Source organism: Pseudomonas sp. FSL R10-2964, from assembly GCF_009600035.1.
GTDB classification, from domain to species: Bacteria; Pseudomonadota; Gammaproteobacteria; order Pseudomonadales; family Pseudomonadaceae; genus Aquipseudomonas; species Aquipseudomonas bubulae.
Genome location: NZ_WIWH01000055.1, coordinates 1 through 21657, shown reverse-complemented (window position 1 = coordinate 21657; position 21657 = coordinate 1). Strand labels below are relative to the sequence as shown.

The window sequence follows — 21657 nt, the reverse complement described above, 5'->3', positions numbered from 1 at the left end:
AATGTGTCGTATTAAAAGTGTTCGCGATGTCTCCGAACATTGTGTTCGCTATGTCCCCGGTCCATACAGGGAGAGGGTTAGGGTGAGGGGGCTTTGGGCTACTGGATCTTGTAGTGAAAGGTATTACGCACCCCCGGCACCGTCACTGCCTGGCCATCGACCATGCGCGGCTGGTAGCGGAACGTCGCCGCCGCCACCAGTGAAGGACGAATAAACGCCGGGTGACAGTTGCCCACCACTTTGGGGTTGTCGACCTTGCCCTGCGGCGTTACCGAGTACTCCACCGTGCAATCGCCCTGAATGCCCTTGTCCAGTGCCCGTTGCGGGTAGTCCGGGGCTTGTTTGCTGATGGGCAGGTACTGACGCACATCCGCCGCCGCAGCCGCCTGCTGCGCTCGCCGGGCATTATCCGCCGCTGCAACCCGGGCCTGTTCAGCCACGGCCTGCTGACGCTGGGCCTCAACCTGTTCGGCGCGCTGCTGCGCGGCTTTTTGTTGCTCCACTTGCGCCTGTTTCTGCTCCTCGACCCGCTTGCGCGCCAGTGCCGCCTGTTCCAGTTTGCGCGCCTGGATCTGCGGGTCCACTTTAGGCTTGACCACCTCGGGCCTGGCCTCAACCACCGGTGCCGGAGTCACCACCGGCAGCGGCTCCGGCGCAGGGGGCGCCATTACCGGCTCGGCGGGCAACATCACCAGCCGGGTTTTCAGGGTCGATGGCACAGGCTCCGGCAGCGATTGCTCCATGCTCCAGCCCAGCACCAGGAACGCCACCACGGCGCTGTGCAGGGCCACGCTGACCACCAGCGCCTGGCTGTTGTGCCACATCCGCGACCAGGGCAACGGCTGTGCAGGCGCCAGCTCGCCGTGCATCAACGCGGCACTCATTGTGGCGCCTCGGTCACCAGCCCCAGGTTGCTCACGCCACCTTGCTGCAGGGCCGCCATCGCCTTGACCACGCTGCCATAACCCGCCTCGTTGTCGGCGCGGATATACACCTGGGTGTTGCTGTCCTGCGCCACCACCTGGCCGACCTTGGCCTGCAACTCTTCAAGGCTGACGGCGCTGTCGGTCTGGTTCTTGGTGTCCAGTTCACTGCCCAGGTTCCAGTAGTAGCCACCTTCGGCCTTGACTGACAGAGTGAGGATTTTTTGCTGGCTGTCATTGACCAGGGCTTCACTGGCCACTTTCGGCAGTTCGATTTTCACCCCCTGGGTCAACATCGGCGCGGTCACCATAAAGATCACCAGCAGCACCAGCATCACATCGATGTAAGGCACTACGTTCATTTCGGCCTTGGGCCCGTGTTTGCGCTGTGGTCGAGCAAGCATGATGAAACTCCCTTTCAAGCGACGGCGGACATGTTCCGCGAACCGGCATGCAGGCTGCGGTACAAGCGCATCTGCACTTCATTGCCGAGGCTGTAGTAACGGGTCAGCAGGGTCTGGCCACGGGCCGAGAAACGGTTGTAGGCGATCACGGCCGGGATCGCCGCAAACAGGCCGATGGCGGTGGCGATCAGGGCTTCGGCGATGCCCGGGGCGACGGTGGACAGGGTCGCCTGTTGCACCTGGGACAGGCCGATAAAGGAGTTCATGATCCCCCACACGGTACCGAAGAGTCCGATATAGGGGCTCACCGAGCCGACGGTCGCGAGAAACTGCAGGCCTTTCTCCAGGCGAATCTCCTGCTCGCTGATGGCCACATACAGCGCCCGCTCCACCCCTTGCATCACGCCTTCGGCATCCACACCCGGCTGCTGCTTGAGTTGGGCGTATTCACTGTAGGCAGCGGCGAATACTTGCTCGGCACCGGCATCTTCCTGGCTGGCGTCGCGGCTTTCGCGGTACAGGGCATTGAGCTCGCCCTGGCCACGCAGGCGCCGGGCAAAGTTGTCCATGTCGCGCTCGCTACGGCGCAGGATGGCACTGCGGCGCACAATCAGAAACCAGCTCAACAGCGAGGCCAGCAGCAGGATCAGCATCACCCCCTTGACCAGCAGACTCGCGTCGCTGATCAGGCCCCAGATCGTCATATGTTCCATGGTTGCGTGCATGTTGTTGCTCCAGTAAAGGGGTATTTATAAGCGTCTTAAATGACCGGGTTATGGCAAGTGCAGGGCCTTGGCCACTTCAGCCCAGGGGATGTACTTGAAGTTTTGCGCCTGCTCGGGCATGCGTTTGCGACCGTCCTGAACCACCAGCATGCCTTTGTGCCATGGGCCGCCGAGGTTGGCCGAGGTCACTTCCAGGCCATCGGTTTCCGACGCGCCGTCGATGCCCGCCGCCGCATTGACCCCCACCCGGAACGCGCCGCGCAGGGCATACGGCGGCTCGGCATCGACCACCACATAGCTGTCGTTGCCCTGGCTGGAGATCACCAGGTAGTTGTCTTTGTCGGTCTGGTACAGGCCCATGCCTTCGATATCGTCATGCACCTGTTCACCCACCCTGATCACGCTGGTGAGCGTGGCCGGTTGGTCAGGCCGGGCATCCACCGCCCACACCGCCACATCCTCCTCACCGAGGAACAGCCGCTGGTTGCGATCGTCCGCTACGCAGCCTTCGGGTTGGCTGGCCACCTTGAACTGGCGCACCAGCTCGCCCTGCACCTTGTCGCCCTTGGCGTACAAGCGGTGCTGCACAAAAGTGCCGTCCTTGTCGTTGGTAAAACTGTAGATCTCGCCGGTGGGGGCCTTGAACAGGCACAGGCCGTAAATATCGGTAACCGGCGTGGCAATCTCACCCGCTTCCTGCAAGGTGCCGGTGGCGCGGTCGATGCTGAACACGCTGAGGCTGTTGTGATCGCGATTGGTTGCCACGGCCAGATCCACAGTGCGTCCGCCCAGCTCGAAGCCGGGGCGCACATCGACGTTGTTCAGGCGGCCCACAGGCAGATGCTGCACGCGTTTGCCCTGCAGGTCGTACACCTCAAGGCCCTGCTGCTTGTTGGTGCCCAGTACCCGGCTCAGCGCAGGGGTTTTCGGGTGTACCCAGATGGCCGGGTCATCCGCGGCATCACCCTGGCTCATCACCACGTCGGTTTGCACCGCAGGTTTTACGCTGACCAGCACAGGGGGGTGGCTGACCGGGGTGGCCTTCCAGTCCAATGCGCCTTCGTACATTTTGCTGCTGGCACCGTCCTGCACCAGCAGTTGCAGGCCATGCGGCGTCTGACGCAGAGCCAGATGCTCCGGCTCGCGGACCCCGGCCAGGGGCAAGCTGGCAACGGCTGCCCAGCCCTTGCCCTGCTGCTGATACAGATTCAGTTGTGCCGCCTCGGGATCGAGGCCGAGCATACCGCCCGGCACCAGGGCCATGTCCCCGGTGGATTTTTTTACGTTGCCAAATGGCTCGACCATCGCCACCGGCACACGCTCGACGTCGGCCTCGGCATGGGCCGGGTAGGCCCACCAACCGACATTCTCTTCGTTGACGAAGAGGTTCTGCGCGGCGTCATCGACCTTGCAGAACTTGGCCTGCGGCGGCAGGGGCAGGCTGCGCACCAGCAGCGGCGTCGGCAAACGGCGGCTCTCAGCGGCAACCAGCCATTGCTCGCCCCTGCCCTCTTCACCCACGGTAAACAGGTAGATATTGCTCGCATCGTCCTGGTACAGGCACACGCCATTCACCGCGTAGTCGCGGGTGGGCAGATAGGACGGCGCCTGCCATTGATGGCTCTTGGGGTCGAGATTGAACAGCGCAACCTGCTGCTTGTCCTTGTCGTTACTGGCCACCAGCACCTGGTCGCCCAGGGCGCGGCTGTCCAGCCCGGCAAAGGTGCCCTGGACCCGGCTCAGGGTGTTGCCCTGTTTATCAAGCAACAGCAGGCCTTCACGCTTGCTTGCCGCCAGGCGCTCGTCACCTGTGCTACCGGGTAAAAAGCTCAGGGCCTGGGCCTTGCTGGTGGACCATTGCTGCAATATCGGGGCAGCAATATCGGTAGCTGCCTGGACGCTGCCTGCGGTCAGGCAGGCCAGCAAGGGCAGGATGCGGGGTTTGCGTGTGAACATGAGTGATCAATCCTGAATTCTGTTCAAAAAAACAATGGCGCTTCAGTGGGAGCGAGCCTGCTCGCGAAGGTCTCAACATCACTTACGGCCTTCGCGAGCAGGCTCGCTCCCACAAGGGGGGACATCGAAGCCTTAAAAATGGGTGTAGGTCAGGCCCAGTGAGTAGGTCGGGCCGTATTCTTCGTACTGGTTGTTGAAGCGGCTGTTGCCGCTGTACGTGAAGTACGGCTGGTCCGTAAGGTTCTGGGCGTCGAACTTGACTTGCAGGTTCTTGGTCAGCGAGTAGCGGGCACTGAAGTCGACAAAGGTCTGGGCATTGACATAGGTGTCATGGGCCTTGTCGTTGACCCCGGCCAGTTCGTAGAGGTAGTCCGACTTGTAGTTGGCCGACAGGCGCAGGCTCAGCTTGTCGTCTTCCCAGCCGAGCATCAGGTTGCCGACGGTCTTGGACTGGTTGGGCAAATCGATATCGCGCTTGAGGCTGGCTCCGGTCGCTGCGTCAACGCCCTTGATACTGGCATTGGAGCGGCTGAACGTGCTGTTGGCGCCCAGGATCAAACCGTTCCAGGGTGACGGCAGCCAGTCGAATTTTTGCGAGTAGGCCAGTTCCAGACCATAGAGCTTGGCGCTGTCGCCGTTGGCATAGCTGTGGGCTTCGGTGAAGTCGACCCACTCGCCGCTGCCCGCCAGGTCGTTGTTGTAGACGAAGTTTTTAATGTCTTTGTAGAAGAGGAACGCCGACACCGTGCCCGCCTGCCCCATAAAGTGCTCGATGCCAAGGTCGAAGTTGCTCGATTCCAGCGGCTTGAGGTTGGGGTTGCCGAACTCGGCTTTGTCATCTTCGATAACAAAGCCCGGGGCTAGCTGGCCAAAGGTCGGGCGCACGACGGTGTTGGTCCAGGCCGCCCGCACCTGGGTGTTTTTCGCCAACTGATAGCGCGCATGCAGGCCCGGCAGCCAGTGGTGGTAATCGCGCTGGGTGTTTTGGTCTGCAAAGACGCCATCGCGCACGCCCGTACCCTTGGCCTCGAACTCGGTGCCCTCGTAGCGCATGCCGGCGATAAAGCGCCAGTCATCGATATCCAGGGTATTCATCAGATACGCAGCATTGATGTCTTCGCGCATCTTGAAGTCATTGGCCCGCGAGTCCTGCTCGTTGTAGAAGTCGTCGCGGTTGAGGCCGCCGATCAGGTCCTTGATCGCCCCGCCGCTGATGCCCGGGCCGTACTGGCCAAGGTTGTAGTGCAGGTTGCCCTTGTTGAACGCATTGAGGCTCAGTTGCTCGTCGCTGAAACCCAGGTCGGAGAAGTCCTTGTAGGTCCAGGCATTGAGGTCGTTGTCCTTGTTGCGCCGGCTGACCTTGCCGCCAAACTTGACCTGGGAGGCATAGCCCTGCACGTCGTAGTCGCGGGCCAGGTCCAGGCGGATATTTTTCTCGGTGTCCTTGGTGTGCTGCTCTTGCCAGTCCACCTTGTCGAGGCTGAAGTTGTTGGGGTCATAAAAGCCTGCGCCGATGATCGGTCGGGGCTTTTCGGTGTCGTAGAAACCGCCGTTGCCAATGCTGGAACTGCCCTTGAACGTTGCGCCGGCGATGCCCCCCGGATTGTCTTCGCTGGACTCGCTGTAACCGGCCTGCCCGCTGAGGGTCCACAGGCCCATGGTGCGTTCGCCGCCGAATACGTAGGACTGGATTTCCTGGGTTTCTTCGCGCTGCTTGAGCTTGCGCTTGGTCTTGGTTTTACCCACCTCGTCTTCGGCCTGGGGGTCGGAGAATTCAAAGGCGGTGGAGTTGCGGGTTTCGTTGTCTTCAAAGCGGCTGTACAGGGTGCGCAGGTACAGACTGGTGTCGTCGTCGGGCTTGTAATCAAAGTTGAGGCCACCACCGGCACGCTCGCGGCTGATCTCGTAAACACGCTGTTCAAAGCTGTTCAGACGGGCGCCATCGGTGAAATCCCAGTCGCCGCCGGTTTCGACGTTGTCGGAGCGAAAGTCGCGCTTGTTCCAGCTCAGGGCTGCGGCCACACCGAAGTTGTCGACACCGTCACCCAGGCTGAAACGGTCGCTGATGGCGCCCGACACCTTGGGGCTGGTCTTGTGGCTGTTCTTGTTGTACCCGGCCTCCGTGCTGCCGGTGAAAAACAGGCCGTCATGGTCGAAGGCCGAGAGGCTTTGTACGTCTACCGTGCCACCCAGGGAGTTGGCGTCCATGTCCGGGGTCAGGGTCTTGATCACCGACAGCGACTGCACCAGTTCCGAGGGCAACACATCCAGGGCCACGGCGCGGCGGGCGCTTTCCGGGGACGGTACCAGGGTGCCGTTGATGGTCACGCTGTTGAGGTCCGGGCCCAGGCCGCGCACGCTGACAAAGCGGCCTTCGCCCTGATCGCGCTCAATGCTGATACCGGGCAGGCGCTGCACCGCCTCGGCCACGTTGGCGTCGGGCAACTGCGCCACGCCATCGGCATGCACCACGCTTTCGATGGTGTCCGAGTTGCGTTGTTGCTTGAGTGCCTTGTCCAGGCTGACGGCCTGACCGACTACCTCGACGTGTTCAGTGGCACCGATGGCCGATGTTTCCGCGGCGCTCAAACGTTCGCTGGCGATTGCCAGGGCCAATGCACTGACCGTAAAGCCGACCCACTGCGCCTTGCTGCGACACTTGTACATGTTGGTGCTCCCCCAAAATCGCACGTCAGGCCGGGCAAATGGCCCGACAACTTGGGAGCGAAAGCTAGGGTCGGCGGATGACAGCGCTGTGACAGTGTTCGGCGAAACGCCCGAAACAAAAGGTTTCAAGCAGTGAGAAAGGGGTAAATGAGCTGATTTGACCTGATTACGAAAGGATCGCCCCCCGTAGCAGCTGCCGAAGGAACGAGGCTGCGTCCGGCGGCGAAGCCGTCGTAAAGTCAGGTTGTGCGGTGTTTAAGGTCAGTCCGACAACCCGCATTTACGAGTGCTGCGCAATCGGACGCAGCCTCGTTCCTTCGGCAGCTGCTACGAAATCGGGGGCAACCACGAGCTTGCGTTTAACTTTTTTTTCACCACACATCTGAGCTGATTCGACCCGCAAGCCCCGTCATACAGTTGTCACACCGCTCTGCTCTGCTGACCGGCAATAGGTTTGGGTAGAACTGTGATGACTTGGTTAAACGTCCTTAAACACCATCGCTACAAGCTTGGTTTACTGCTGCTGGCTGCCAATGCCGCGGTACTGCTCAACCTGGCATTCGGTACCCCCAAGGCCTTCAGCGAGTGGCACTGGCTGGATATCTTCGGCGAAGGCGGCACCGCCCTGTTTATGCTGTTCTGGCTGGGGCTGGTGATTAAAAGCCGGCCCACCGGGCGGGTCACCAACTACCTGGCGTACGGCCTGTGCTTTATGTTTTTTTCCTGGTGGGTGGATGTGCTCGACGAGTTTATCCGCCTGCCCAAACATATTGGCTGGGATCACTGGATGGAGTCGGCACCCATGCCCGTCGGCATGATTCTGCTGACCATCGGCCTGTTTCATTGGCACCGCGAGCAGCAGGCTATCAATCAACAGATGGAGAAGCGCGAGCGGGTATTTCGCGAGCACCGGCTGTTCGACAAACTCACCCCTCTGGGCGGCGCCGGTTACCTCAAGCACCAGGTCAGCGACTGCCTGGCGCAAAGCGTCGAGCAGCAACAGCCGCTGTCACTGCTGGCGCTGGATATCGACGATTTCACGTCCATCAACCAGCATTACGGCCACGCCGAAGGTGATGCCGTGTTGCAGGCCCTCAGCCAGTTGCTGCTGCTCAACCTGCGTCGCCACGATCTGCTCTGCAGGCTGGCCGGTGACCGTTTTGTGGTGCTGTTGCCCAATACCGGCGAGAGTCAGGCCCGCCTGCTGGCGCTGGAACTGCAGCAGGCGGTGCAGAGCCTGGCCCACAAAACCCGCCAACAGGGTGAACGGGTGTATCTGTCGGCCAGTACCGCGGTGGTGATGGCCGTCAACGAAGCGCCCGATGAGCTGCTCAAGCGCCTGAACCTGACACTGGTGCGGGCCAAGCCGCCACGGAGCAAACGCGCATGACCCTGGACAGCCGCTGGTATGAAGCCGACAGCCGCTTTATTGCCGGGCACTATCAACCTGCGACCCTGATTGATCTGGCGTTGTCGCGGGATATCGACAGCCATCGCCTGCTGCGCGGTACCGGGCTGTTTTACGAGGACATCGTCGCCGGGCACACGCGTCTCAGCCCCCAGCAGTGTTTTACCCTGATCGCCAATGCACAACGCTTACTCGAAGCCGATGACAGCAGTTTTCTGTTTGGCCAGCGCCTGTGGCCGGGGCATTACGGCCCGGCCAGCCACGCCCTGCAGCAGGCACAGAACCTGCAGCAGGCCCTGGAAACCCTGATCCATCACCGCGCCCTGCTCAGCCCCTTGCTCACCCCGCGGCTGTTGCTGGACGACAAATACGCCTATGTGTACTGGCTCGACAGTTGTGGGGCCCAGGAGCAATTGCGTTTTGTACTGGAGGCCAGTATGACGGCGCTGATGGCCATGAGTCAGTGGCTCAGTGGCGAGCGCCTGCCGTGGGAATGCAGTTTCAGCCATGCCGAGCCGCATTATGTGGAGCAGTACTGGGTACATCTGGGGGAGAACACCCAGTTTGGCTGCCAGCTGGACATGATGCGCCTGCCCCGTGAATACCTGACCCGGCCCTGGCCGAATGCCTCGGCCATTGCCCGCCAAGTGGCCTATCAACAGGCACAGGAGCAGTTGCACAGCCTGGGCTTTCGCGCCAGCCTGCTTGACCGGCTGTATGTGTACTTGCGCAACAATGCCCGGGAGGCTCCGGGCCTTGAGCAGGCCGCGCAGCATTTTTCGGTGAGCCAGGCCACCCTCAAGCGCAAGCTGAACAAGCACGGCACCCACTTTCAGGCCCAGCAGGATCAGGCGCGCAAGCATATGGCGCTGTATCTTTACCAGATCAAGGGGCTGAGCAATGAAGCGGTGGCCGAGTACCTGAACTTCAACGACCCGGCGAACTTTCGCCGGGCCCTGAAACGCTGGACGGGGTGTACGCCCAATCTGATACGGCAGTTTCTGGCGTTGTAAACCACTCCCCAAACCTGATGCGCGCAGGTGGATTGTGGGAGCGGGCTTGCTCGCGATGCAGGCCACGCCGGTTATCTGGCAAACCGCGGTGATGCTATCGCGAGCAAGCCCGCTCCCACAGGTTTAGCGGCGTTTACCAAACGGATCCTTGGCGCAGTTACCCCGCCAATTCACGCAACTTCGCCAGCTCTTCAGCCCCCAGCGGGATGCCTTCGCTCAACGATTTGGCCCGCTCGATAAAGCGCCGGTCACCCGGCATGCGCTCAAGCCCTACTGCATGCATCTGCCGAACCAGTTCTGCGCTGCGCTGGGCAAAGCTGTTGCCGCCAGATTTGCTCGGGTCGATCACGATCAGCAATTGGCCGGTCCACGGGGTTTGTGCACCCGGGTGTTTCGACCAGTCAAACTCAAACGAGAAATTGCCCCCCGTCAGCGCCGCCGCCAGCAACTCGACCATCATCGACAGCGCCGAGCCCTTGTGCCCGCCAAAGGGCAGCAAGGCGCCGCCGTCGAGGATGGCTTTCGGGTCTTCAGTGGGCTCACCCTGCTTGTCTACGCCCATGCCAGCAGGCAACGAGTGGCCTTTACGAGCGGCAATTTGCACGTCGCCGTGGGCAATCGCACTGGTGGCCAGGTCGAATACGATCGGATTGCCATCCGCACAGGGTGCGGCAAAGGCAATCGGGTTGGTGCCAAACAACGGTTTTTGTGCACCGTGAGGCACTACGCAGGTCATGCTGTTGACCACGCTCAAGGCCACCAGGCCTTCTTCGGCAAACGGCTCGACATCCGGCCAAAGTGCGGCGAAGTGATGGGAGTTACGAATCGCCAGCACCGCAATCCCGGCACTGCGGGCTTTTGCCACCAGCAACTCGCGGGCGGCCGCCAATGCAGGCTGGGCAAAGCCCCCCGCCGCATCCACGCGGATAAACCCGCTGGCAACGTCTTCTACAACCGGCACCGCCTGGCCATTGACCCAGTTGCTGGCCAGTGATGACAGATAACCCGGAATGCGGAACACCCCATGGCTATAGGAACCATCGCGCTGCGCCCGGGCGCAGTTGTCCGCCAGTACCCCGGCAACCTCCGGCGAGGTGCCATGACGCTCAAAAATCCGTTGCAGCAAAGCGGTCAATTCGGCGAGGGAAAGCGACTGCGTGGATGACATTCTGGGGCTCCAGTCTGATTATTTTTGTCTGAGGCAAACTATCCTTCGATGACAGTTCTCTGTCAATTGTTGACTTAATGACAGAAAACATTCACTTTCTGCAACGCGCTGAAATAAAAACAGGAAGCAGTCGTGAGCCAGCCGATTAAACAACGCCTTGAAAGCAGTCTGTCAACCGCCGCCCCCTCGGGCCGGGCGATTGCCAGCTACATGCTGGCCAATCTCTACGAGCTGCCCTTTCAGACCGCCGCCGACATCGCCAGCAAACTGGGGGTCAGCGAGTCCAGTGTGGGGCGTTTTTGCCGTGCCCTGGGCTACAGCCATTTCAAGGATTTGAAAAACGATCTCAAGGACGACCTGGGCGATGGCCCGTGGCTGGTCGGTGATCGCTTGCAAGAATTCCGCCAGCAGTCGAGCCAGAGCCCGCAGGCCCTGCCGCGCAGCTTCGAGCTGGAAGTCGGGGCGCTGGTCAAGGTCTACGAATACAGCCTCACCCCGCAGTGGCGTGCCGTCAGCCAGCGCCTGGCCACGCGGCGCAAGGTGTTTGTCGCAGGCTTCCAGACCGAGCGCGGAATCGCCGCCTCGATGGTGCATTTACTGCAATACCTGCGCGATGGCGTGCAGCTGGTCGACGGCGCCGCCGGGCATTACGCCGATGTACTGCTGTGCCCGCCGGCAGACTGTGCCCTGGTGGTGTTTGAAGCCCGTCGCTACTCGCGCCACGCCCAGTTGTTGTGCCGCAAGGCACGCGAGGCCGGCATCGAGGTCACGCTGGTCACCGATACCTTCTGCGACTGGGCCGACCAGAGCGCCAATGAAGTGTTTCGCGTGCCCACCGAGTTCAACCTGTTCTGGGAGTCCACCGCGGCCATGCTGTCGCTGGTGCATTTGCTGATCAATGAAGTGTGCAAACAACTGGGGCCTGACGTTGAAAAGCGTCTTGAGGCAACCGCGGCCTTACACAATGAGTTCGTGGGCTACACATCCTCACCCGGATCAAAACAATAAAACGAGGTGCTAGATGAAATACGTCATTCGCTTTGCAAGTGCATGCGCACTGGTGGCCGCCGTTGCAGCCAACGCTCAGGCCGACACGCTGACTATCGCCACCGAAGGCGCCTACCCTCCCTTCAACACCACCAACTCGGACGGCACGGTGTCCGGCTTTGACGTCGACATCACCAATGCCCTGTGCGAGCGCATGAATGCTCAATGCAAGATTGTTGCCCAGGACTGGGACGGTATTATCCCGGGGCTGATGGCGAAAAAATACGACGCCATCGTCGCGTCGATGATCGTGACCGATGAACGCAAAAAGAAGATCGCGTTTACCAATCACTACTACCGCACCCCGCTGTCGATCGCCGTGCCTAAAGACTCTGATATCACCGATGCGCAGATCAACTTCAAGGGCCGCACCATCGGTGCCCAGGGCGCTGCAACCCAGGGCATCTACGCCGAAGACCACTACGAAAAAGCCGGCGCCAAGCTCAACCTGTACCCGACCCTGGACGAGGCCAACGCCGAGCTGAAAAACGGTCGTGTCGATGCGGTGATTGCCGACAAATTCCCGCTGCTGGAATGGATCAACAAGGCCAGCGACGACTGCTGCAAAATCATCGGTGACGTTAACGGCACCAATGCCGACGCCGCCATTGCCGTACGCCAGAGCGATACCGTGCTGCGTGAGCGCTTCAACAAGGCGCTGGACGAAATCGTGGCTGACGGCACCTATAAAAAGATCAGCAGCAAGTACTTCGACTTCGACATTTACTGAGTCGCCTGCCCTCGCTTGAGGGCCTCCCTGCCAATGACCCTGCCCTGCGCACGTAACGTGCGCAGTGGCTGAATTTCGGCCCACTTTTGCCCGGGGATTCGAGCATGCTCGATCAACTCTCACTTCTTTCTTTTGCCAGTGGCGGCTGGGGCTCGGCGTTGCTCGCCGGCGCGCTGGTGACCATTGCCCTGGCCTTGAGCTGCCTGCCTATCGGCTTGCCCCTGGGCCTGGTCGTGGCGGTGGCGGCACGCTCGAAAAACCGTTGGCTGCGGGCGTGGGCAACCACTTTTTCCACGGTATTTCGTGGTTTGCCGGAACTGCTGACCCTGCTGATCATTTATTACGGCTGCCAGATCGCCGCACAAAAGCTGCTCGCCATGATGGGCTACGACGCGCAGGTGACGATCAATACCTTCGTCGCTGCGATGGTGGCTTTCAGCCTGGTATTTGCCGCCTTCTCGAGCGAGATCTGGCTGGGTGCGTTTAAAACCATTCCCAAGGGCCAGTTCGAAGCGGCCTCGGCACTGGGCCTGAGCAAATTCACCACCTTTCGCAAGGTGGTACTGCCACAACTGGCACGCATCGCCCTGCCGGGGCTGTCGAACAACTGGCTGTCGCTGCTCAAGGACACCTCGCTGGTGTCGACCATTTCCCTGGTGGACCTGATGCGCCAGACCAACCTGGCGGTCAGCGTGACCAAAGAGCCGATGCTGTTCTACACCGTCGCCTGCCTGGGCTATCTGTTTTTCTCGGCGATTTCCGGGCGTCTGTTCGCCTTTCTTGAACGCTACTTCAGCCGCCATCAACGGAGCGCGCAGCCATGAGTCTGGCGGATCTGCAAAACATGTTTCTCAACCCCGACCTGCTGGAACGCTACGGCCCGCGGTTTATCGACGGGCTGCTGGTCACCGGCAAACTGGTAGCGATTTCCTTTACCCTGGGGGCTTTGCTCGGCTTGCTGATCGCCCTGGGGCGTTTGTCGAGCAACCGCTTCTTGCGCAGTTTTACCGGTGCCTACGTGTACTTTTTCCGCGGCTCACCGCTGCTGGCGCAACTGTTTTTGCTGTACTACGGCCTCGGCTCGTTCAAGGGTTTCTGGCAGGACGTGGGCCTGTGGTGGTTTTTCCGCGATGCGTGGTTCTGCACCCTGCTGGCTTTCACCCTCAACACGGCGGCGTACCAGGCCGAGATCCTGCGCGGCAGTATCCTCTCCGTGGCCCAGGGCCAGCGTGAGGCCTGCAAAGCGCTGAACCTGTCGCGCTGGACCACCTTTCGCAAGATCATTCTGCCGCAATCGTTGCTGGTGGCCATCGGCCCGCTGGGCAATGAACTGATCCTGATGATCAAGGCCAGTGCGATTGCCTCGCTGGTAACCATTTACGACCTGATGGGCGTGACCAAGATGGCGTTTTCGCGCAGTTTCGACTTTCAGGTCTACCTGTGGGCCGCCGTGCTGTATCTGCTGATCGTGGAAGTGGTGCGGCGCAGCCTGAAACTGATCGAAGGCCGCCTCGGCCGCCATTTGCAGTAAGCCCATTGCCCGGGCTGCGCACACGGCCCCCTGTTTTAAGGATTTGTTTATGCACTGCGACACTATCGTTCTGGGCGCCGGCATTGTCGGCGTCAGTACCGCGTTGCAACTCCAGGCTCGTGGGCGCAGCGTCGTGCTGCTTGACCGCGCCCAGCCAGGCAGCGGCACCAGCCACGGCAATGCCGGGCTGATCGAGCGCGCCAGCGTGATCCCCTATTCGTTCCCGCGGGAACTTTCGCGCCTGTTGCGCTACGGCCTCAACCAGCAATCGGACGTGCGCTACAGCCTCAAGCACCTGCCCAAGGCCGGGCCGTGGCTGTTGAAGTACTGGCAGCAATCCGCTCCCAAGGCGCTGGCCAGGGCCACCCGGGCCATGCTGCCGCTGATTGAACAATGCGTCAGCGAACACGACTTGCTGGCCGAGCCCGCCGGGGTGACTACGCTGATCGATGACAGCGGCTGGATCGAGGTCTATCGCACCCAGGCCGACTTCGACAAGGCCCAACGCGATGCGGCGGCCCTGAGCGACTACAGGCTCAACTACCGGGTACTGGGCGAACAGCAGGTGCACGCCCTGGAGCCGGGCCTGCATAACGATGTGATCGGAGGCATTCATTGGCTCGATCCCAAGACCGTCAGTGACCCGGGCGGCCTGACCCGTGGTTATGCCGAATTGTTTGTAAAGCGTGGAGGCACCTTTGTCATCGGTGACGCCACCAGCCTGCGGGCAACGGCCGGGCAATGGCAGGTCGAGAGCCAGAAGGGCCTGATCGTCGGCAACGAAGTGGTGATTGCCCTCGGCCCGCAAGCACGGGCGATTTTCGAACCGCTGGGCTATCGCATTCCCCTGGCAATCAAGCGCGGCTATCACATGCATTACGCGGCCAAAGACGGCCACACCATGCAGCACCCGATTCTGGATTCGGTGGGCGGTTATGTGCTGGCACCGATGGTGGGCGGTATTCGCCTGACCACCGGGATCGAATTTGCCGACAGCGATGACCCGATCAACGAAATCCAGTTGCGCCGCTGCGAGGAGCGCGCCCAACGCCTGTACCCGCTGGGTGAGCGTGTGGATGCCGAACCCTGGCTGGGCCGGCGCCCGTGCCTGCCGGACATGTGCCCGGTGATTGGCCCTGGCAGCCGCCACAAGGGCCTGTGGTTCAACTTTGGCCATGCCCACCACGGCCTGACCCTGGGCCCGGTCAGCGGGCGTCTGCTGGCCGAAATGATGACCGGGGAAAAACCTTTCACCGACCCTGCGCCCTACAGCGCCGAGCGTTTTCACTGATTACTGGAGACACACCATGCTTGCACAACCTGCTTACGTTCATCCTGTGTCGCCAGTCACTGACACCCGCAAGGTCGTCGTGGATATCGCCGGGCTGAACAAATATTACAGCGCTTTTCACGTGCTCAAGGGCATCGACCTGAAGGTGCGCGAAGGTGAACGCATTGTGCTGTGCGGCCCGTCCGGCTCTGGCAAGTCGACGCTGATCCGCTGCATCAACCGCCTGGAAATCGCCGAGCAGGGTCGCATCCTGATCAACGACACCGACCTGGCACTGCCAACCCGTGAAGCGGCAAAAGTGCGCAGTGAGATCGGTATGGTGTTCCAGCATTTCAACCTGTTCCCGCACATGAGCGTGCTGGACAACTGCATCCTGGCGCCGATGTCGGTTCGCGGCCTGTCGCGTAAAAAGGCCATTGAACTGGCCCAGCATTTTTTGACCAAGGTGGGCATTGCCAGCCAGGCTGAGAAATACCCGAGCCAGTTGTCCGGCGGCCAGCAGCAACGTGTGGCCATTGCCCGGGCGTTGTGCATGGAACCGAAAATCATGTTGTTCGATGAGCCGACTTCGGCGCTGGACCCGGAAATGGTCAGCGAAGTGCTGGATGTGATGGTCAACCTGGCGGGCAGTGGCATGACCATGCTGTGCGTGACCCATGAAATGGGTTTTGCCCGGCAGGTGGCGGAGCGGGTGTTGTTCCTGGATGGCGGCATGGTGATTGAAGACTCGCCGCCCGAGGAGTTTTTCAACGCCCCGAAAAGCCCGCGGGCCAAGGCGTTTTTAGCCCAGATCGTGCATTAAGAGCAAAGCCCCTCACCCCAACCCTCTCCCAAAGGGAGAGGGGGCTAAAGGCCAAAGCAGATTATCGCAACGCCACAAATCAGTCCCCTCTCCCTCCGGGAGAGGGTTAGGGTGAGGGCGCTTTACAGCTGCGCCGCCAATCTCGACCCCTGATCAATCGCACGCTTGGCATCCAGTTCCGCCGCCACATCGGCACCGCCGATCAAATGCACGCTCTGCCCCGCTGCAACCAGGCCATCCTGCAACTCACGCAACGGATCCTGCCCCGCGCAAATCACAATATTGTCTACAGGCAATACCTGCGGCTCGCCCTCGCCAATACGCACATGCAAACCGGCATCGTCGATGCTCAGGTATTCCACGCTGTTGAGCATCTGCACCTGCTTGTTTTTCAGCCCGGCGCGATGGATCCAGCCAGTGGTCTTGCCCAGCCCGTCACCCACCTTGCTCGCCTTGCGTTGCAGCAAGTACACCTGACGCGCCGGGGCATCCACCTGAGGCTTGATCCCGGCCACACCGCCGCGAGCCTCAAGCTCGGTGTCGATGCCCCACTCTTTCCAGAACGCTTCACGGTCCTGGCTGGTAGACACCCCCTGGTGCACCAGAAACTCCGACACGTCAAAACCAATCCCGCCCGCGCCAATCACTGCAACCTTACCGCCCACCGGCTTGCGCTCCAGGATCACGTCCAGATAGCTCAGAACCTTGGGGTGGTCGATACCCGGGATCGCCGGCGTGCGCGGTGCGATGCCGGTGGCCAGGATTATTTCGTCAAATTTGCCTTCGACCAGTTGCTGCACATCCACCCGGGTGTTCAGGCACACCTCGACACCGGTGGTTTGCAGTTTGCGCTTGAAGTAACGCAGGGTTTCAAAGAACTCTTCCTTGCCCGGTATGCGCTTGGCCACATTGAACTGCCCGCCAATCTCGCTGGCTGCGTCAAACAGCACCACTTCATGCCCGCGCTCAGCCGCCACGCTAGCCGCAGACAGACCGGCCGGGCCGGCACCGACCACGGCGATTTTTTTCACCGCAATGGTCGGCAAATAATTGAGTTCGGTTTCGTGGCAGGCTCGGGGATTGACCAGGCAACTGGTCAGCTTGCCGCCGAAGGTGTGGTCCAGGCAGGCCTGGTTGCAGCCGATGCAGGTGTTGATCTCATCACTGCGCCCGGCAGCCGCCTTGTTGACGAACTCCGGATCAGCCAGAAACGGCCGCGCCATCGACACCATATCGGCATCGCCTTCGGCCAGGATCTGCTCGGCGATTTCCGGAGTGTTGATGCGGTTGGTGGTGATCAGCGGCACACTCACCGAACCGCGCAGCTTGGCGGTGACTTTGCTGAACGCGGCACGGGGCACTTTGGTGGCGATGGTCGGGATGCGCGCTTCATGCCAGCCAATACCGGTGTTGATCAGGGTCGCACCGGCCGATTCGACCGCCTTGGCCAGTTGCACGATCTCTTCCCAGACGCTGCCGCCTGCCACCAGATCGAGCATCGACAGACGATAGATAATGATGAAATTCGGGCCAACGGCTTCGCGCACGCGACGCACGATTTCCACGGGCAGGCGCATGCGGTTTTCGTAGCAGCCACCCCAACGGTCAGTACGCTGGTTGGTGTGCGCCGCCAGGAACTGGTTAATCAGGTAACCCTCGGACCCCATGATTTCGACACCGTCATAGCCGGCACTCTGGGCCAGCCTGGCGCAGGTCACGAAGTCGCTGATCTGCTTTTCGATGCCCTCTTCATCCAGCTCCCTGGGTTTGAACGGGTTGATCGGCGCCTGGATCGCACTCGGCGCGACCTGGCGCGGGCTGTAGGCATAACGCCCGGCGTGGAGGATCTGCAGGCAGATCTTGCCGCCGGCATCGTGTACTGCGCGGGTCACAACCACATGCTTTTCGGCCTCTTCCACCGTACTCAGCTTGGCTGCACCGCTGTACACCCCACCCTCGTCGTTGGGCGCAATGCCGCCCGTGACGATCAGGCCCACGCCACCCCGGGCACGCTCGGCAAAGTAGGCGGCCATGCGTTCAAAGCCACCGGGCTTTTCTTCCAGGCCGGTGTGCATCGAGCCCATCAGGCTGCGGTTGCGCAAAGTGGTAAAACCCAGGTCCAGCGGGGCGAGCAAGTGCGGGTAGCGAGTGGCGGTCATCAGTAGGCTCCACAACGGGCGAAATCACGGAACGCGGGATGCTCTGCGGCTCCCGTCGTTGATCTGAGGCACAGTAAAGACTCAACCGACCCCACTCAATGACCCAAAGTTACAAATTATTAACCCAAATGCGCAGCACCCCTTGGCAAGCCAACAACCGCCGCCTACCCTGTAGATTGAATTCCGCTGAAAGCTGTCTGTTTTATTTATATGCGCAAAATAATTGGCTGCACCTTACTGATTGCCCTCTTCGCTGCTGCAGGCGGTTATGCCTGGTGGACCACGCAACGGGATGTTGGCCACTACCTTTCTGACTTGCGCATCGAGCTCGCGATTAACGAGGGTGTGAATAATGATCGCGGCAACCTGCTGGGCATCGAGCCCGACCTGTCACCCCGCGACTACCAAAGCCTGGCGCTGGTCCATCTGAAACTGGCGGCCTACTTGAACAGCGCCCGCGATGCCGGGCTGGTCAACGGCAAAACCGTAGTGGTACTGCCGGAACATATCGGTTCCTGGTTGATGTTTCGCGGTGAAAAAAGCCAGCTGTATCAAGCCGCCAACCTCAATCAAGCGATGCACTGGCTGGCCATCAGCAACCCGCTGGCCTTTGCCAATGCATGGTTGCGCGCTGACGGCGAAAGCCGGGTCAACGATGCTCATCTGCGCATGAAAGCCAACAGCATGGCCGACGATTACCAGACCCTGTTTGGCGGCCTGGCCAAAGAGTTCGGGGTAACCCTGGTGGCCGGCAGTATCGCCTTGCCCGACCCGCGCATTGAACACGGCAAACTGCTGGTCGGCACCGGCGCGTTGTACAACAGCAGCGTGGTGTTTGACCGCGAGGGTGCCGCCATCGGCACTCCGCAGCGCCAATTGCTGCCCACCTATGAAGAACAGAGCTATATCCAGCCCAGCCCCGATCATGAGCTGAATGTGGTCGACACCCCGGCCGGGCGCCTGGGCATCCTGATCGGCAGCGACAGCTGGTACCCCGAGAACTACCGCACGCTGAACGAAAAAGGCGCGCAACTGATCGCAGTGCCCGCGTTTATCGTCGGTAAAACCACTTGGGACAAGCCCTGGGGCGGTTACAAAAGCGTGTCGACGCCCAGTGAAATCAGCCTCAAGCCCGGCGAAGTCACTGAGGGCGATGCCTGGCATCGCCTGACCTTCACCAGCAGCCTGCCCATCAGCACCGCCAACGCTGGCGTCACCGTGTTCTTGCGCGGCAAGTTCTGGGACAAGCACAGCACCGGCCAGGGCTTTATCAGCCGCAACGGCCAGACCAGCCCGGACCAGCCTGGCAGCGGTGCACGACTGCTGAACCTCTGGTTATAGAATGATGAAACCGCTGCCGATGCGCCTGGGCGATCTATCGGTCGGGTTCGTTCAGTCCCTGGCCGACGCCGTGCGCAGTTGCGGCCACGACCCGGCCCCCCTGCTCGACCAGTTCGGCCTTGACCCGGCCCGTCTGGCCCAGCCTCTGGCACGCCTGTCGATCCCGCGCTATATGCGCCTGGGCCACGCCGCAATTATGCTGACCGGCGAGCCGGCACTGGGCCTGCGTATGGGCCAACTCAGCCGTCTGGGCCAGGTGGGCCTGGCCGGCGTCACCGCAGCCCAGGCACCCACAGTGCGCGAAGCGGCCCGCACCCTGATACGTTTCGAACCCTTGTACGGCTCCAACTACCGCGGGCAGTCAAGCCTGCACGAAGACGCCCAGGGTGCCTGGCTGCGGTTTTACTCCATCAGCCCGTACAACGCCTATAACCGCTTTGTGGTGGACTCGATCATTGCCGGCTGGTTGCAGCACCTGTCCGCGGTTGCAGCCCGGCCCTTGAGCTGCGAGCAGATCGATATCGAATTCAGCGAACCGGATTACGCCCAATGCTACAACGGGCTGGGCAGCTCGACCCTGCAGTTTCGTGCAGAAACCAACCAGCTGCGCCTCAATCACGCCACCCTCGACCTGCGCAACCCGCAGCACTGCCCCAGCACCTGGGCCTACCTGCTGCAACTGTGTGAGCGCGAACTGGAGCAAATGACCCGCACCCGCAGCCTGCGCGAGCGCATTACGCAACTGCTGGGGCCTTTGCTCAATGGCGGTCGCGAACCCGACCTGGAGGAAGTGGCGGCACGCCTCAAGCTGCCGACCTGGACCTTGCGCCGCAAGCTGGCCGAAGAAGGCACGCAATTTCGCGCCATTCTCAACGACACACGCCGCGACCTCGCCATGACCTATATCCGTGATACGGAGCTGGCCTTCGGCGAAATCGCTTATTTGTTGGGGTTTGCCTCAGCCGAGGCGTTTCAGCGGGCCTTCAAGCGCTGGAATGCGCAGACGCCGGGAGAATACCGACGGCGTCAGCGCCAGACTGCCTGATGCTGCACCGGGCTCAAAGCTCGGTCGCATCGTCGGCAGGTTCCAGCGGGTCCAGTTCAAAAGCCTGGTATTCAAGCAGCTCTTCCTGATAGTCGTCCATACAGCATCCCTTTTCAGTCTGTTTGTTTAAGTCATGCCTGAGCATAAAGTGCCCGCATGAAGGAAAAATGACACCTTCGCGGGCACTGTCAATACTCATCGTTAAACGTAGCAGAGCTTTTGAGATTTACTGCACAGTTATTGAACGGGGGAAGGCTCTACGGCGGCAGGTAGGGGGGTGATGGCAGGCTCGGTCACAGGCTCGACCACAGGCGTGACTGGCGCCACCACTGCAGGTACCGTTACCGGGGCCTCCAGCACAGGTAGAACAGGTTCGGCTGCGGCCGGGGGCAGCAGCACAGGCTCGCTGGCAGGCGCCACAACTGGATCGGGCACAATAACCGGCTGGGGTGCAGGCACAATCACTTCAGTCGGCACTGGCGCAGGCTCTGGCACGCCCAGATCAGGCTTGGCTTTTTGCGGCGCCTTTACCGCTTTCACGACTTCCTTGGGCTTGGGCAGGAAGACTTCGACCAGGCCAAAAAAACGGTCATAGAACTGCGCCGAAGACACCGTCTCGCTGGCGACTTTGACCATCGAATCATCGGTTGAACCAATCGGCATCGACACCGAACCCAGCACACCGACACCCAGACTGGCAGAGTTGTTGACTTTCTTCAGGGCGTAACGGTCCTGCAGCGCATTGGCAAACATGGTGGCGTGATGCTCAGAACCGCCATCGTCGGCACACACAATGTTGAAGCTGATCTCCAGATGGCTTTCGCCGGTTTGCTGGAAGCTCTTGTGGCCGCTGATCATTTTCGGGTCATTGCTGGTGATGATATAGCCCTGGCTGAGCAAGGCGCGCCGCGCTGATTCGCAGGCTGTCTTGTCGGTCACCGGGTAATTGCGCGAGAACGTACCGGAGTCATCGAAGTTTTCATGTTCATAGATGGCAGTTTTCTTCGACGAGCAACCTGCCAGGCCAGTCAGCACGAGAGCGACTACCACGGCACGCACGGGGAATGACATAAGCATTGAAAATCCTGAAGAGAACGGTACGGGGCGTATTGTGCATCAAGTGGTGATAATCGCGGGCAGTTTGTCGCGTCTGATCGTGGATCGCGGCCTGAAACCGCATTCGACCCCACTGTGGGAGCGAGCCTGCTCGCGAAGGCGCCAAGAGCTTCGCGGTTATCCGGCAAGTCCGGCATCTTCGCGAGCAGGCTCGCTCCCACAATGGCTGGGTCCGTACAAAATCCCGGGCACAAAAAAAGCGACCCTGGGGTCGCTTTTTTTGTAGCTTCAGGGAGTTCAAGGGCCCTGAAGCAAATATGGCGCAGCGGACGGGACTCGAACCCGCGACCCCCGGCGTGACAGGCCGGTATTCTAACCGACTGAACTACCG

Annotated in this window: 19 protein-coding genes; 10 read left to right on the top strand and 9 right to left on the bottom strand. The window is 60.9% G+C overall.

Annotated features, from left to right (window positions below; translation table 11 throughout):
• Window positions 1-98: 98 nt before the first annotated feature.
• From GHN92_RS22315 to GHN92_RS22295, 5 genes are all read right to left on the bottom strand, one after another.
• Window positions 99-884, bottom strand: a complete 786-nt coding sequence (locus GHN92_RS22315) for an energy transducer TonB (RefSeq protein WP_153381144.1) — start codon at window positions 882-884, stop codon at window positions 99-101.
• Window positions 881-1327, bottom strand: coding sequence for a protein TolR (tolR, locus tag GHN92_RS22310; protein ID WP_016780534.1), 447 nt, complete (start codon window positions 1325-1327; stop codon window positions 881-883). Before tolR ends, GHN92_RS22315 begins: the two co-directional genes overlap by 4 nt.
• A 14-nt stretch (window positions 1328-1341) precedes the next feature.
• Window positions 1342-2052 carry a protein TolQ gene (gene tolQ, locus GHN92_RS22305; RefSeq protein WP_095000594.1) on the bottom strand — a complete coding sequence of 237 codons (711 nt, stop codon included), beginning with the start codon at window positions 2050-2052 and terminating at the stop codon, window positions 1342-1344.
• Between the two features lie 48 nt (window positions 2053-2100).
• Window positions 2101-4008: a phytase gene (locus GHN92_RS22300; RefSeq protein ID WP_153381142.1), complete on the bottom strand. Its 1908-nt coding sequence runs from the start codon at window positions 4006-4008 to the stop codon at window positions 2101-2103.
• A gap of 132 nt (window positions 4009-4140) precedes the next feature.
• Window positions 4141-6675 (bottom strand): TonB-dependent receptor, encoded by a 2535-nt coding sequence (locus tag GHN92_RS22295; protein WP_095000596.1) that lies wholly within the window; start codon window positions 6673-6675, stop codon window positions 4141-4143.
• Between the two features lie 469 nt (window positions 6676-7144).
• On the opposite strand from GHN92_RS22295, the gene GHN92_RS22290 reads away from it, so the two are divergent.
• Together GHN92_RS22290 and GHN92_RS22285 are read left to right on the top strand one after the other, a co-directional pair.
• The gene (locus GHN92_RS22290) at window positions 7145-8065 is read left to right on the top strand and encodes a GGDEF domain-containing protein (protein WP_095000597.1); all 921 of its coding nucleotides are present in this window, start codon (window positions 7145-7147) and stop codon (window positions 8063-8065) included.
• Window positions 8062-9096: an AraC family transcriptional regulator gene (locus tag GHN92_RS22285; RefSeq protein ID WP_095000598.1), complete on the top strand. Its 1035-nt coding sequence runs from the start codon at window positions 8062-8064 to the stop codon at window positions 9094-9096. Before GHN92_RS22290 ends, GHN92_RS22285 begins: the two co-directional genes overlap by 4 nt.
• Before the next feature lie 157 nt (window positions 9097-9253).
• Here the strand turns inward: GHN92_RS22285 and GHN92_RS22280 are convergent, their stop codons facing one another.
• Entirely contained in the window at window positions 9254-10264 is a 1011-nt protein-coding gene (locus GHN92_RS22280) for an Ldh family oxidoreductase (RefSeq protein ID WP_095000599.1), read from the bottom strand.
• A 132-nt stretch (window positions 10265-10396) separates the two neighbouring features.
• Between GHN92_RS22280 and GHN92_RS22275 the strand changes: the two genes are divergently transcribed.
• The 6 genes from GHN92_RS22275 (at window position 10397) to GHN92_RS22250 (ending at window position 15665) form a co-directional block, all read left to right on the top strand.
• Window positions 10397-11272, top strand: a complete 876-nt coding sequence (locus tag GHN92_RS22275; protein ID WP_095000600.1) for a MurR/RpiR family transcriptional regulator — start codon at window positions 10397-10399, stop codon at window positions 11270-11272.
• Window positions 11273-11285: 13 nt separating this feature from the next.
• Window positions 11286-12041, top strand: a complete 756-nt coding sequence (locus tag GHN92_RS22270) for a transporter substrate-binding domain-containing protein (RefSeq protein WP_153381140.1) — start codon at window positions 11286-11288, stop codon at window positions 12039-12041.
• A 104-nt stretch (window positions 12042-12145) separates the two neighbouring features.
• Window positions 12146-12865 carry an ABC transporter permease gene (locus tag GHN92_RS22265; protein WP_095019762.1) on the top strand — a complete coding sequence of 240 codons (720 nt, stop codon included), beginning with the start codon at window positions 12146-12148 and terminating at the stop codon, window positions 12863-12865.
• Window positions 12862-13572: an ABC transporter permease gene (locus GHN92_RS22260; protein WP_095000603.1), complete on the top strand. Its 711-nt coding sequence runs from the start codon at window positions 12862-12864 to the stop codon at window positions 13570-13572. Before GHN92_RS22265 ends, GHN92_RS22260 begins: the two co-directional genes overlap by 4 nt.
• Before the next feature lie 49 nt (window positions 13573-13621).
• Window positions 13622-14863 (top strand): FAD-dependent oxidoreductase, encoded by a 1242-nt coding sequence (locus GHN92_RS22255; RefSeq protein WP_153381138.1) that lies wholly within the window; start codon window positions 13622-13624, stop codon window positions 14861-14863.
• Window positions 14864-14879: 16 nt separating this feature from the next.
• Complete coding sequence (locus GHN92_RS22250; protein WP_095032467.1) at window positions 14880-15665, top strand: amino acid ABC transporter ATP-binding protein; 786 nt, start codon at window positions 14880-14882, stop codon at window positions 15663-15665.
• A 122-nt stretch (window positions 15666-15787) separates the two neighbouring features.
• Here the strand turns inward: GHN92_RS22250 and GHN92_RS22245 are convergent, their stop codons facing one another.
• Window positions 15788-17824, bottom strand: a complete 2037-nt coding sequence (locus tag GHN92_RS22245; RefSeq protein ID WP_095032468.1) for an NADPH-dependent 2,4-dienoyl-CoA reductase — start codon at window positions 17822-17824, stop codon at window positions 15788-15790.
• 210 nt (window positions 17825-18034) lie between these two features.
• On the opposite strand from GHN92_RS22245, the gene GHN92_RS22240 reads away from it, so the two are divergent.
• Window positions 18035-19165, top strand: a complete 1131-nt coding sequence (locus GHN92_RS22240) for a carbon-nitrogen hydrolase family protein (protein WP_095000607.1) — start codon at window positions 18035-18037, stop codon at window positions 19163-19165.
• A gap of 4 nt (window positions 19166-19169) precedes the next feature.
• Complete coding sequence (locus GHN92_RS22235; RefSeq protein WP_095019774.1) at window positions 19170-20210, top strand: AraC family transcriptional regulator; 1041 nt, start codon at window positions 19170-19172, stop codon at window positions 20208-20210.
• Between the two features lie 13 nt (window positions 20211-20223).
• On the opposite strand, the gene GHN92_RS22230 is transcribed toward GHN92_RS22235, so the two are convergent.
• Together GHN92_RS22230 and GHN92_RS22225 are read right to left on the bottom strand one after the other, a co-directional pair.
• Window positions 20224-20409, bottom strand: coding sequence for a hypothetical protein (locus tag GHN92_RS22230; RefSeq protein ID WP_130871641.1), 186 nt, complete (start codon window positions 20407-20409; stop codon window positions 20224-20226).
• A gap of 38 nt (window positions 20410-20447) precedes the next feature.
• On the bottom strand, window positions 20448-21287 hold the full coding sequence (locus GHN92_RS22225) for a DUF2242 domain-containing protein (RefSeq protein ID WP_153381136.1): 840 nt from the start codon (window positions 21285-21287) through the stop codon (window positions 20448-20450).
• Window positions 21288-21657: the final 370 nt, after the last annotated feature.